8 protein-coding genes, 2 tRNA genes and 3 rRNA genes are annotated in these 13,100 nt (G+C 40.3%); 1 reads left to right on the top strand and 12 read right to left on the bottom strand.

Annotated elements, in window-relative coordinates; all coding sequences use genetic code 11:
• Nucleotides 1–67: 67 nt before the first annotated feature.
• The 5 genes from rrf to WC644_08615 all read right to left on the bottom strand — a co-directional run bounded on the left by rrf (nt 68) and on the right by WC644_08615 (nt 5,099).
• Nucleotides 68–182: ribosomal RNA gene (gene rrf / locus WC644_08635) — 5S ribosomal RNA — on the bottom strand.
• 56 nt (nt 183–238) lie between these two features.
• Nucleotides 239–3,203: ribosomal RNA gene (locus WC644_08630) — 23S ribosomal RNA — on the bottom strand.
• 94 nt (nt 3,204–3,297) lie between these two features.
• Nucleotides 3,298–3,370: transfer RNA gene (locus WC644_08625), tRNA-Ala, on the bottom strand.
• Nucleotides 3,371–3,438: 68 nt separating this feature from the next.
• Nucleotides 3,439–3,512, bottom strand: a tRNA-Ile gene (locus WC644_08620).
• 65 nt (nt 3,513–3,577) lie between these two features.
• A 16S ribosomal RNA gene (locus WC644_08615) occupies nt 3,578–5,099 on the bottom strand.
• Together the 16S, 23S and 5S rRNA genes with 2 tRNA genes alongside form the textbook arrangement of a ribosomal RNA operon.
• Before the next feature lie 513 nt (nt 5,100–5,612).
• Here WC644_08615 and WC644_08610 point away from each other — a divergent pair.
• Entirely contained in the window at nt 5,613–5,993 is a 381-nt protein-coding gene (locus tag WC644_08610; GenBank protein MFA5012004.1) for an HsmA family protein, read from the top strand.
• A gap of 6 nt (nt 5,994–5,999) precedes the next feature.
• Here WC644_08610 and WC644_08605 read toward each other — a convergent pair whose 3' ends face one another.
• The 7 genes from WC644_08605 to rfbB all read right to left on the bottom strand — a co-directional run bounded on the left by WC644_08605 (nt 6,000) and on the right by rfbB (nt 13,092).
• Nucleotides 6,000–7,019, bottom strand: a complete 1,020-nt coding sequence (locus WC644_08605; protein MFA5012003.1) for an NAD(P)H-dependent glycerol-3-phosphate dehydrogenase — start codon at nt 7,017–7,019, stop codon at nt 6,000–6,002.
• A gap of 3 nt (nt 7,020–7,022) precedes the next feature.
• Nucleotides 7,023–7,721 carry a glycerol-3-phosphate 1-O-acyltransferase PlsY gene (gene plsY, locus WC644_08600; GenBank protein ID MFA5012002.1) on the bottom strand — a complete coding sequence of 233 codons (699 nt, stop codon included), beginning with the start codon at nt 7,719–7,721 and terminating at the stop codon, nt 7,023–7,025.
• Between the two features lie 75 nt (nt 7,722–7,796).
• Complete coding sequence (locus tag WC644_08595) at nt 7,797–8,717, bottom strand: DUF4340 domain-containing protein (GenBank protein ID MFA5012001.1); 921 nt, start codon at nt 8,715–8,717, stop codon at nt 7,797–7,799.
• A gap of 6 nt (nt 8,718–8,723) precedes the next feature.
• Nucleotides 8,724–10,337: a GldG family protein gene (locus tag WC644_08590; GenBank protein ID MFA5012000.1), complete on the bottom strand. Its 1,614-nt coding sequence runs from the start codon at nt 10,335–10,337 to the stop codon at nt 8,724–8,726.
• Between the two features lie 19 nt (nt 10,338–10,356).
• Nucleotides 10,357–11,064: an ABC transporter permease gene (locus WC644_08585; GenBank protein ID MFA5011999.1), complete on the bottom strand. Its 708-nt coding sequence runs from the start codon at nt 11,062–11,064 to the stop codon at nt 10,357–10,359.
• 6 nt (nt 11,065–11,070) lie between these two features.
• Nucleotides 11,071–12,012: an ATP-binding cassette domain-containing protein gene (locus tag WC644_08580; protein ID MFA5011998.1), complete on the bottom strand. Its 942-nt coding sequence runs from the start codon at nt 12,010–12,012 to the stop codon at nt 11,071–11,073.
• Between the two features lie 57 nt (nt 12,013–12,069).
• Complete coding sequence (rfbB, locus tag WC644_08575; GenBank protein ID MFA5011997.1) at nt 12,070–13,092, bottom strand: dTDP-glucose 4,6-dehydratase; 1,023 nt, start codon at nt 13,090–13,092, stop codon at nt 12,070–12,072.
• Between the last annotated feature and the right edge of the window lie 8 nt (nt 13,093–13,100).

Below are 13,100 nucleotides of genomic sequence, written 5' to 3'. Positions count from 1 at the left end.
TTTATTAATTTCAATAACTTGTATAAAATAAAAAAGCCGATTCAAATGAATCGGCTTTTTAAAATAAATCCGGCAAAACCTACTCTCCCACACAGTTGCCCATGCAGTACCATCGGTTACAAAGAGCTTAACTACTCTGTTCGGAATGGGAAGAGGTGTGGCCTCTTTGTTAAATCACCGGAAAACTCGTAATAAAGTAAATAATTATGATGCAACTAGCTATCTGAACAATAAAAAAATTGGCAAGTCGTTCGACTTATTAGTACTGCTCGGCTGAACACATCACTGTGCTTATACCTGCAGCCTATCAACCAGATAATCTCTCTGGAGTCTTATCTCCACAAGGGAGGGGAAACCTAATCTTGAAGTGAGTTTCGCGCTTAGATGCTTTCAGCGCTTATCTCATCCGAACATAGCTACCCAGCGGTGCCATTGGCATGACAACTGGTACACTATAGGTTCGTTCACTCCGGTCCTCTCGTACTAAGAGCGAGTCTTCTCAAGTTTCCTTCGCCCGCATAGGATAGAGACCGAACTGTCTCACGACGTTCTGAACCCAGCTCACGTACCGCTTTAATTGGCGAACAGCCAAACCCTTGGGACCTTCTCCAGCCCCAGGATGCGATGAGCCGACATCGAGGTGCCAAACCTCCCCGTCGATGTGAACTCTTGGGGGAGATCAGCCTGTTATCCCCGGCGTACCTTTTATCCTTTAAGCGACGGCCCTTCCACACGGAACCGTCGGATCACTAAGACCTGCTTTCGCATCTGCTCGACTTGTAAGTCTCACAGTTAAGCACCCTTATACCTTTACACTCTATGCACGGTTACCAAGCGTGCTGAGGGTACCTTTGTAAGCCTCCGTTACAATTTAGGAGGCGACCGCCCCAGTCAAACTACCCGCCTAACACTGTCCCCAATCCTGATTCAAGGATCCGGGTTAGAATTCGAACAAATTAAGGGTGGTATTTCACATTGCGACTCCACGATGACTAGCGCCACCGCTTCAAAGTCTCCCACCTATTCTACACATAATTTATCCAAACCCAATGCTAAGGTGCAGTAAAGGTGCACGGGGTCTTTTCGTCCATATGCGGGTAACCGGCGTCTTCACCGGTACCACAATTTCACCGAGCCCGTGGTCGAGACAGTGACCAAATCATTACACCATTCGTGCAGGTCGGAACTTACCCGACAAGGAATTTCGCTACCTTAGGACCGTTATAGTTACGGCCGCCGTTTACTGGGGCTTCGATTCAAAGCTTCGCCTTGCGGCTAACCTCTCCTCTTAACCTTCCAGCACCGGGCAGGTGTCAGTCCATATACATCGACTTAAAGTCTTAGCATAGACATGTGTTTTTGTTAAACAGTTGCTTGGCCCATTTCTCTGCGGCTCCGATAAATCGGAGCACCCCTTATCCCGAAGTTACGGGGTCAATTTGCCGAGTTCCTTAACCACGGCTCACTCGAGCACCTTAGAATACTCTTCTCATCTACCTGTGTCGGTTTACGGTACGGACGTCTTATTATACATATAAGCTTTTCTTGACAGCCTGATTAGGGAGAGTTTGTGGGCTTGCGCCCTCCCGTTCCGCTTTCAGAAGGGTTGCCCCAACCTACGACGTTAGACCGCCTAATCCATCAGGCGGCTCTCCTTTCACTTCTGTGTCCCTTATACTTAAATTTCGACGGTACAGGAATATTCAACCTGTTTCCCATTACCTACGCCTCTCGGCCTCGGCTTAGGGTCCGACTAACCCTGAGATGATTAACATTGCTCAGGAAACCTTGGATTTTCGGTGTTTAGATTTTTCATCTAAATTATCGTTACTCATTCCAACATTTGCATTTCTAAAAACTCCAGCACAGATCACCCTGCACCTTCGGACCGAAGTCCCTGTATAACTACAGTCGTCGTTAGAATGCTCCTCTACCACTGCAATAAATTGCAATCCATAATTTCGGCGCTACGTTTAGTCCCGTGTATTATCGGCGCTAAGTCGCTTGACTAGTGAGCTATTACGCACTCTTTAAATGAATGGCTGCTTCTAAGCCAACATCCTAGTTGTCATAGCAACTCAACATCCTTAGTCTGTTAACGTAGACTTGGGGGCCTTAAATGATGGTCTGGGTTGTTCCCCTTTTGGCAATGAAGCTTATCCCCCACTGCCTGACTCCTAGGAAACATATCTACGGAATTCGGAGTTTATCTGGGTTTGGTACCGTTGTGACAGCCCTAGCCCAATTAGTGCTCTACCTCCGTGATACTTTTACCTAAGGCTAGCCCTAAAGCTATTTCGAGGAGTACGAGCTATCACCGAGTTTGATTGGTCTTTCGCTCCTATTCTCAACTCATCCAAGCGGTTTTCAACCCACATTGGTTCGGACCTCCATATCGTATTACCGATACTTCATCCTGGTCAAGAATAGATCACTCGGTTTCGCGTCTACCGCATGATACTAACGCCCGTTTCGGACTTGCTTTCGCTATGGTTACATCTCTTAAAGATTTAGCCTGCATCATACGAGTAACTCGTTGGATCATTAAACAAAAGGCACGCAGTTATCCCGGCAAGCCGGGACTACTACCGTTTGTAAGCATATCGTTTCAGGTACTATTTCACCCTCCTGTTAGGAGTACTTTTCACCTTTCCCTCACGGTACTTGTTCACTATCGGTCACTACTGAGTATTTAGCCTTACCAGATGGTTCTGGCAGATTCCCGCAAAATCTCACGTGTTCCGCGGTACTCGGGATACTCACAAGAGTCTTAACACTTTCACTTACAGGACTTTCACCCTCTGCGGTTGACCTTTCCAAGCCATTCAGCTAATATTAAGTTTTGTAACTCTTTGACGTACTGCAAATCTGTCTGTGAGTCCCACAACACCTAAAGCGCAACGATTGCAGTCTTGACACGCTTAAAGGTTTAGGCTCTTTCCGTTTCGCTCGCCGCTACTCAGGAAATCACGGTTGTTTTATTTTCCAGCAGGTACTGAGATGTTTCACTTCCCTGCGTTTGCTTCTCTCTGCCTATGTATTCAGCAGAGGATAACTGGGCATTACCCCAGTTCGGTTGCCCGATTCGGAGATCCCCGGGTCTAAGATTGTTACCATCTCGCCGAGGCTTTTCGCAGGTAGCCGCGTCCTTCTTCGCCTTGTAGTGCCTAGGCATCCACGATATGCCCTTAGTAACTTAACCAAAAAATCTTATTGATTCAGATAGCACTAAGTATGCATCATATGAAACTTTTGAAAAAAACTTTCTTTATTACGATATTGTCAAAGAACTAGTTGTGGAGTTAAGCGGAATCGAACCGCTAACCTCCTGCTTGCAAAGCAGGCGCTCTACCAATTGAGCTATAACCCCAAATACCCTTTTATTCATTAATTAAGGAGTATTTGAAATTATATACCACTATAAACACTCCTGAATTGTGGGCCTAAGTGGAGTTGAACCACTGACCTCACGCTTATCAGGCGTGCGCTCTAACCAACTGAGCTATAGGCCCGAATAATCTTTAATAACACAAAAGCAAATAAAATGTGCGATTGGTAAACTAATAGTTTTCTCTAGAAAGGAGGTAATCCAGCCGCACCTTCCGGTACGGCTACCTTGTTACGACTTAGCCCCAGTCATTGGTTTTACCTTAGGCACTTGTTAAAGGTGACTTCGGGTACCCCCAACTTCCATGGCTTGACGGGCGGTGTGTACAAGGCCCGGGAACGTATTCACCGCGCCGAGCTGATGCGCGATTACTAGCAATTCCAGCTTCATGGAGTCGAGTTGCAGACTCCAATCCGAACTGAGACCACTTTTTAGGGATTAGCTCCACCTCGCGGTATTGCAGCCCTTTGTAGTGGCCATTGTAGCACGTGTGTTGCCCTAAGCGTAAGGGCCATGCGGACTTGACGTCGTCCCCACCTTCCTCACTACTTGCGTAGGCAGTCTCCTTAGAGTGCTCAGCATTACCTGGTGGCAACTAAGGAAAGGGGTTGCGCTCGTTGCGGGACTTAACCCAACACCTCACGGCACGAGCTGACGACAGCCATGCAGCACCTGTACAAGTTTGCCTTGCGGCACACTGACTTTCATCAGTTTTAACTTGCGTTTCAAGCCTAGGTAAGGTTCTTCGCGTTGCATCGAATTAAACCACATGCTCCACTGCTTGTGCGGGCCCCCGTCAATTCCTTTGAGTTTCAACCTTGCGATCGTACTTCCCAGGTGGAGTACTTAATGCGTTAGCTCAGACACTGGGCCTTAAAAGGCTCAACGTCTAGTACTCATCGTTTAGGGTGTGGACTACCAGGGTATCTAATCCTGTTTGCTACCCACACTTTCGTGCTTTAGCGTCAGAATCGGGCCAGTTGACTGCCTTCGCCATTGGTGTTCTATCTGATATCTACGCATTTCACTGCTACACCAGATATTCCATCAACCTCTCCCGATCTCTAGACTTGCAGTATCAATGGCAGTTCCGGAGTTAAGCTCCGGGATTTCACCACTGACTTACAAACCAGCCTGAGCACCCTTTACACCCAGTAAATCCGGACAACGCTTGCCCCCTACGTATTACCGCGGCTGCTGGCACGTAGTTAGCCGGGGCTTACTTCAAAGGTACAATCAAATCAGGACATGCCTGACTGTTTTTCCCTTTTTACAGAAGTTTACAGGCCAAAGGCCATTCATCCTTCACGCGGCGTTGCTGCTTCAGCCTTTCGGCCATTGAGCAATATTCCTTACTGCTGCCTCCCGTAGGAGTCTGGACCGTGTCTCAGTTCCAGTGTGGCTGATCATCCTCTCAGACCAGCTATCCATCGTTGCCTTGGTAGGCTGTTACTCTACCAACTAGCTAATGGACCGCAGGTTCATCTTCAGGCGCTTGTACTTTAACAACTGTCTCCATGCGGAGCCGCTGCATTATCTGATATTAGCCCGTCTTTCGACGAGTTATGTCAGTCCCGAAGGCAGATTACCTACGTGTTACTCACCCGTGCGCCACTCCTTTTAAAATATTGCTACTCTAAAAGTCGTTGACTTGCATGTATTAAGCACGCCGCCAGCGTTCGTCCTGAGCCAGGATCAAACTCTCCGTAGTAAATCAAACTTATGATTTCCTATTTGTTTAATCCTAATCGCACATTTTGTTTACTCTTGTGTTATTAATGGGCTCGATTATTTTAAAGAACGTGTTATACTTTTTAGGTATCCACAAAGATATACACTTTAAATTAAAAAGTCAAGATACTAATTTAGATTTTTTAATTAAGTTAAATTATTTCTTTGAAGATATTTGACTTATCTATAAAAATAGGAAATTTTTAAATAATTGTCAATTTATTATTACACCTATTTTCTTTAATATCCTCTCTATTAATTTAACAACCACAGTCCAAAAAAGTGCACACCTGTTCCGATTTTTTAAACATGTGTACTAAATGAATCCCTTTTTCAAATTGCTTGTTTTCTTAATTAACGTAGCGACACAGTTCCAGGTTTCTTTTGCTGATTTCATAGTTCAGATTCTTCATTTCCTTCATGGATGTTTGACAGAAAATATAATTGTTATAGTAATCTTTTTTATTAATGTTGCGTTGATTATTTTTGTACGATGACTATCACAATATTGATGTCCGCAGTTCTCATAACTCTTGCTCTCATATTCTATTCAATTGGTATATGGGCAGAAAGAGTTATCAGATATCTTAAAAAATGGCATGTTGTATTTTTCTGGCTCGGATTTATATTCGATTTGATCGGGACTTATGCTATGCACTTGCTTGCAACAAATCCTTTCGATATTACTGAACCTCATACTCTCACCGGACAGATTGCACTTTGGTTAATGCTAAGCCATGCTATATGGGCTTCTTACATCGTTATTAAGGGTAACGAAATTGCTCGCTTAAAATTTCACAAATATTCAATCGTTGTTTGGTTCGTTTGGCTGATACCATACATAAGCGGAATGTATCTCGAAATGAATAAGTGATTTTTATTAGATGAGTCCGTAATCCTTGTTTTCGGATTCTGTCTTTAGCTTTCTTTTCATAAGGTCAAGCATTGCTTTGTGGGCTGATACATCATTGAAAAGAACATCATATACTTTATGTGTTATGGGAAGTTCTATCTTGAAATTTTTTGAAAGTTCAAAAACTGATTTTGTCGTTGATACTCCCTCTGCAACCATCTTCATTTCTTTCAGTATAGAATTTAGTTTTTCACCTTTTCCTATCCTTTCTCCCACATACCTGTTTCTCGAGTGTTTCGATGAACAGGTTACTATCAAATCTCCAATTCCGGAAAGGCCGAAAAAGGTTTCCTTCTTTGCACCCAGAAGAGTTCCAAGCCGCATTATCTCCCTCATGCCTCTTGTCATTAATGCTGCCTTTGTATTGTCCCCAAATCCCGCTCCATCTGATATTCCAGCAGCTATTGCAATTACGTTCTTTAATGCTCCAGCAAGCTCTGTGCCTACTAAATCATTATTTGAATATACTCTGAAATAATCATTCGAAAAAATTTCTGATATTTGTTTTGCAAGTTTAATGTCGTTTGCAGCGCATGTCACAGTTGTTGGTATTTTTCTCGATACCTCTTCAGCATGTGAAGGACCGGAAAGACACGAAAGCTTGCTCTTGCTGACTCTGAATATGTCAGATAAGATATCCGACACAAGAAAATATGTTCCGTTCTCTATGCCCTTCGATGCACTTATGATTGTCTTGCCTCTTAAATCAAATCCTTTATAATCTTTAAAACTGTTTCTGATATATTGTGTTGGTACTGCAAATAGAAGTATTTCATTCTCATGAAATGGCTTTTCGGCTTCATAAGTGATTTTTATATTGCGTGGAATTTTAACTTTGGGCAGATAATAAAAGTTCTCTCTATATTCATCAAGAGTTTCAGCATAATCTTTATTATACTCCCACAGAGTGGTCTTGCAGCCATTCTTCGATAACAAAATGGCGAGTGTTGTTCCCCACCCGCCGGCGCCTAATACTGCCGCTTTCAATTCTTATCTCTTTTTTAATGGTGCTTTAATATCAAATATCCTTATCTTCCATAGTTTATCAAACCTGCTTTCATTTCCGTACAAAAGCCTTTTAATGTTTGCCCTGTGATTATAAATTAAGAAAATCGAAACTGCTATGCTGAAAAATATAAGTGTTTTGTATCCGTAAATTTCCACATTAAATATATTCTCTCTTATAAACATAGTCATCGGAAAAACAAATGATGCTATTATTGAACCTAACGAAACATATCCTGATGATAAAAGTATCAGTATGAAAAAGCCTGCGCTTACTGAGGCTTCAATTGGTGATAAAGATATAAGCATTCCTAAAGCTGTGTTTATTCCTTTACCTCCCTTAAATCCCGCAAATATTGAAAATGTGTGTCCTAATACTGCTGAAACCCCTGCAATAATCTTTACAAGCGTAAGGTCATCAAATGGAGTTATGTTGCTGAAAGGCAAGTTATCATACATAAGGTTTGCAAGTACCATTACAACAAGCAAACCCTTACCGATATCAAGCATTTGAACTAATATTCCGTAAGGTATTCCAAGTGTTCTGAATGCATTAGTCGAACCAAGATTTCCGCTTCCTAACTTTCGTATGTCCTTTCCTTTAAAGATTAAGCCTATTATCAAAGCAAATGGTATCGCTCCAACAAGATAACTCGACAATATTAACAGTATCAAATATAGCATGATTTAAACTTTTCTATTCACATAAATAATAAAAATTAACCTCAAAATACAAGTCAACTTAAAATCTTATATTATTTACTTCTTTTTCCCTAATACTTCATCACGTGATTTAATAAAGCCCTTTACAAAATTCTCATCAACCTCAAACACCTGGTCAACACCAGATACCCTCATCAAATATTTCTTCGACTCTTCATCCCCATACTTGAAAAACTTAAATTCTGTATCCCTCGACCAGTTTACTCTCGCCGAAAAATTTGCTTTTTCATCCTCAGAAAGTGTCGTATCTTTGAAATTTTGTGTCGTAAAATTCGTTAACATTGCTGTTATTCCGTCGAAAACGGCAGTAGATACTGTATCGTTCCCAACATAAAATTTCATCGTTGTGTCTTTTGTTACTGTATACTTTTCTGTTCCCGCATCAAAATCAATCGACTTTATCGAACCAACTGGTATCGATATTACTGCCTTATCTCTCCATTCTGAAAAATCGAATTTCACAAAATTATTGAATAGAAATTCATTGGCAAGATATACTTCGTTTCCATCAGGTTTTTTTAAGTATGTCTGTGCTGCTCCTGGTGCTGCATTCCCTACAAGAATAACTCCCGCAAGTGAACCGCCCTGATAAACGGTGACTTTAGTGTAATTTGTATCGTTAAATCCGTAAAAGTCCTTATTCCCCGGATTTGCAGATACAAGGCTTGATAGCTTGTAGTTCTTCAGACTCGATAAGGCGCTGCCGACAAACTGCTGATTAGCAGCATAAAGTACAGGAGAAGTTACATTCCACAACCCTGCTTTTTTCTCCATTATCACTTTCTTACCATTTTTTTCAATTTCTAATTTGTCAATTGAAAGTGAATCTGCTGCAAACAGTTTTTCCGATAGTTTCTGGGTCTTCTTTTCGCCCGAAGTATCGCGCATTACCAGGTATGATACAAAAGCAAGTACTATTAATACTGCTCCTAAAATATATATGTTTTTATTCTTCATAATTGTTTACTTTGATTGTAATAATTTCTTTTTGTTCTTTTTTCTGTTCCAGACATAAAATCCGACTAGTAATACTGACAATGGAGGGAATATTAGATTAAAGTACTTTATGAATTTTTTAGTCGAGTCAGAAGTCTCTTCAATAGGTGCTTCTGATGCATCCTTGCTGCGTATCTGGGTTAATCCTTCATCGTCCGAAAGATAATCAATCATGTTTACAAAGAATGTTATGTTATCTTTTGGCGGTCTCTGCTCTTCATTTCCGAATTCTGCATCTCCTACAAGTAATACCTTTGATGGCTTCTGAGACGCACTTAATTGTGCTCCCTGAAATTCTTTTACTCCCTGTGTTGTGTCTTTTGGAATAGGTTTACCGTTATAGAAACTGCTGAAGTTCCCCTCATAAACAGCTGATACAACCATCGGTTTTGAATTAAATAGGGAATCAAATGCACTCTTTGTTAAATTCTGAAACTGCTCTACGTTTAATATAAAAAATCCTTCTGCCTTACCAGATTTGTCTGACGTAGTCAGAAGCGGGGTCACCTTCAATCCTTTTCCTTCTGCTGCATTTAAATCTAATGAACTGACAAAAGATAAAATAACCGATTTTATATTTTTGAATGCTGATATTTCCTGATTAATATTCGATACATTCGGGAAGTAAGGGTAGTTTATCGATATTGGAATTCCAATCTGCGACTGAACTTGTACTTGTGAACATTGTGCGTCCCTTACTAAATCATTATTTAATACAATACCGTAACTCGATAACATATCGTCAAGATTTGTCTTTACTAAATCCCCGATTACTATCTGCTGCTGGAAGTTTGGTACTACCTTGTTAAGCAAAAACGCAACGTTACCACCTTGCATTATGTACTGGTCTATTAAAAACTTCTGCCACTCAGGAATTTCTCCCTTAGGTCCCATTACTACTAATGTAGTCAGGTCCGAAGGAATATTACGGGTGCTGTTCAAATCAATCTTTGAAAGCTCATACTGGGCTGAAAGTATATTATTTATATTCGGGAATTTTGTGTAATCATATTCTCCGTTGCCTGCTAAAAATCCCACCTTCTTTTTCTTTTCCGTCGATAATTTCTTTATCGTACTCGTTAAGTCATATTCAAGATTGGCGGTTGTTTGTATAACAGGAAGTAGTTCCTGCTTACCCTGATAAAGTATCGCCATTCCAAGATATGTATTCTTAACTTCAAGTTTGTCATTGTCTATCACTTGAATCTGAACTGGCTGAATCCCGTATTTTTGTGCTTCTTTCTGCCCCTCATCACCGCCTTCTTCTGCTGTTGGATTGTATATTTCAAAATTCAGGTTTCCGTTGGAATATGATTTGTAATCATTCAGTATATCCTGAACCTGTCTTCTCAGCGTATTATATGGTGCCGGCAGGTTGTCACTGAAAAATGCTTTAATCACTATCTTGTCCTGTAGATTTCCTACTATCTCCTTGCTTACCTGGGACAGCGTGTATGATTTATTCTTTGTAAGGTCAACACGTGTAAATATTCTGCTTGCAATTATGTTAACCGCAATAATAATCCCTATTATTATCGCTAATTTAATTAATGTATCTTTCTTTAAGTCTTTTCTGTTCATTTCTGATTTAAAATTTTAATTACCATTTACGGCTTTCTAATGACGTTTTGGTTAGTAACAATAATATTATTATTCCACTGAAATAATATATGATATCTTTTGTATCAATTACTCCTCTTGATATGCTTCCAAAATGATAATCACTGCTGATGTATTCTAATGTCGATACGAACGGTGACGGCAGAAACATTAATATTTTATTAAGCATAAATAAAATAAATATTATCAGAAAGCTAATAATAAACGCAACTACCTGATTCTCGGTAAGCGAAGATGCAAATATTCCGACACCTATGTATATTCCCGACATAAGTATTAATCCTAAGTAGGCACTGATTATCGGTCCAATATCTAACGGTCCGAGAAATTTCAAACTGATTACGTACACTACAGTCGGCAAGAGAGTCAGCGTTGCCAGTGTCAGAGTCGATAGGAACTTGCCGAGTACTATGTCAAAATCCGATAGCGGTTTTGTCAGTAATAACTCTATCGTCCCTGATTTCTTCTCTTCCGAAAATGTTCTCATTGATATTGCAGGTATGAAAAAAAGCAGTATGAAAGGTATTATGTCAAACACACTTCTCATCGTCACGATTCCGCCCACGAATAACCCGCTCGTAAAGAACCATCCTGTTATTATAAGGAATACCACCATTATAATGTATGCTATTGGTGATGTGAAATACGATTTTAATTCCTTTTTAAAAATTGTTATACTGTTATTCATTATTATTTATGTTGTTAATTTTCTAAATATGTCTTCTAATGATGTCTCTTCCTGATGCAGCTCAAGCAGCACCATGTCCATCGAAACTATCTTTCTGAATATTTCTTCCCTCACATCAATTCCCTTCGAAGCCGTCAGGTCAATCATCCACATTTTATCGGTATCTCCAAGCACTCTTACTTTCTCTACATTTTTTATTTCTTCAAGCGCTGCTACTACTTTTTCTTTACCGAATCTCGGATCTTTCTTAAGATACAGCTTTATTGCAAGCTGTCCCTGAAAACTTCTCTGCAATGAGTCGGTTGTTCCGTCTGCAACTATCTCACCGTTGTTAATAATAATAACCCTGTCGCAGGTTGCCTGAACTTCCTGAAGTATATGAGTTGAAAGCATAAGCGTCTTATGCTTTCCTAAATCTTTAATAAGTTTTCTTATTTCAATTATCTGGTTTGGATCAAGTCCTGATGTCGGCTCGTCAAGAAGTAAAACATCAGGATTGTGTATCATCGCCTGCGCGAGTCCTACCCTCTGTTTGTAACCTTTTGAAAGCTCTCCAATATCCTTGTGTTTTACCTCCTCAAGACCGCAAACCTTAACCATCTTTTTTACTGCCTCAGGCATTTCATCCTTTGGTACCGACTGCAGCTCAGCCGCATAATTAAGATAATCAATCACATTCATGTCGTTGTACAACGGATTCTGCTCAGGAAGATAACCTATCTTCTTCCTTACGCTCAACGCATCTTCATTAGTATCTATACCGTCAACATTTATAGCACCTTCATTTGGTGTTAAGTATGTTGTAATCATTTTCATCGTCGTCGACTTTCCTGCACCGTTCGGTCCCAGAAATCCTACAACCTCGCCTGACTTAATCTCGAATGAAATATTCTTTACAGCCTGTTGTTGACCGTAATACTTGCTTAAATTTTCTACTTTAATTGACATATTGAATTTTTATTAACCTTAAATTTAATTCATTTATAAAATTTTTTCAATCCTAAATCACATTTTGTTGGCGTAGTTCTTCTCGAAATAACTTAAATATTCACCTTTCATTATTCTCCTCCACCAGCTTTCATTTTCAACATACCATTTTATCGTTTCTTCAATTCCCCCGTCAAACTCGTACTTCGGTGACCATCCCAATTCACTCATAATCCTGCTTGAATCTATCGCGTACCTTCTGTCATGCCCGGGTCTGTCCTTCACGTAGGTAATCTGGTCTTCACCTTTTCCGAGTATCTTCAGTATTATTTTCACTATATCAATGTTGTACCACTCATTGTTACCGCCTATGTTGTAAACCTCCCCAATCTTTCCCTTATGAAGTACTTCCGTTATCGCTGAACAGTGGTCTTCAACGTACAACCAGTCACGGACATTCTTTCCGTCTCCGTAAACGGGAAGTTTCTCTCCGTCAATTGCTTTTGCTATCATTAACGGAATTAATTTCTCGGGAAACTGATACGGTCCGTAGTTGTTCGAACATCTTGTTGTAAGTACAGGTATCTTGAATGTATGATAATACGCATTTACAAGCAAATCAGCAGAGGCTTTCGATGCTGAATATGGACTGTTCGTAGTAAGCGGCGTCTTTTCCGTAAACTTAATTTCTGGTTTGTCTTCAGGTAATGAACCGTAAACCTCATCAGTTGAAACTTGTAAGTATTTTTCTATTCCATGTTTTCTAGCCGCCTCGAGAAGTGTTTGAGTACCTATTACATTTGTTACTATAAACTCTTTCGGTCCTAATATACTCCTGTCAACGTGTGACTCAGCAGCAAAATTTACTATCGTTTCAACTTTGTTCTCTGTTAATGCCTTCTCAACTTCTTCAGCACTGCAAATGTCGCCTTTTACAAACTTATATCTCGTGTCATTCTCTATATCGGTTAGGTTTTCAAGGTTTCCTGCATAAGTTAATTTGTCAAAATTAACTATATTGTAGTCATAGTGCTTAAGTAAGTATTTTATATAATTGCTTCCAATAAAACCGGCTCCGCCGGTTATTAATATTGTTTTCATTCTAATTT

It is taken from the genome of Ignavibacteria bacterium, assembly GCA_041649015.1.
In the GTDB taxonomy this organism is placed as follows: domain Bacteria; phylum Bacteroidota; class Ignavibacteria; order Tepidaquicellales; family Tepidaquicellaceae; genus CAIKZJ01.
This window is presented reverse-complemented; position numbering and strand designations above follow the sequence as displayed.

Excerpts from the sequence above, each read along its gene's own strand:
- WC644_08595 (MFA5012001.1), bottom strand. The coding sequence starts at position 8,717 with ATGAAGAATAAAAACATATATATTTTAGGAGCAGTATTAATAGTACTT.
- plsY (MFA5012002.1), bottom strand. The coding sequence starts at position 7,721 with ATGCTATATTTGATACTGTTAATATTGTCGAGTTATCTTGTTGGAGCG.
- rfbB (MFA5011997.1), bottom strand. The coding sequence starts at position 13,092 with ATGAAAACAATATTAATAACCGGCGGAGCCGGTTTTATTGGAAGCAAT.
- WC644_08585 (MFA5011999.1), bottom strand. The coding sequence starts at position 11,064 with ATGAATAACAGTATAACAATTTTTAAAAAGGAATTAAAATCGTATTTC.
- WC644_08580 (MFA5011998.1), bottom strand. The coding sequence starts at position 12,012 with ATGTCAATTAAAGTAGAAAATTTAAGCAAGTATTACGGTCAACAACAG.
- WC644_08590 (MFA5012000.1), bottom strand. The coding sequence starts at position 10,337 with ATGAACAGAAAAGACTTAAAGAAAGATACATTAATTAAATTAGCGATA.
- WC644_08610 (MFA5012004.1), top strand. The coding sequence starts at position 5,613 with ATGACTATCACAATATTGATGTCCGCAGTTCTCATAACTCTTGCTCTC.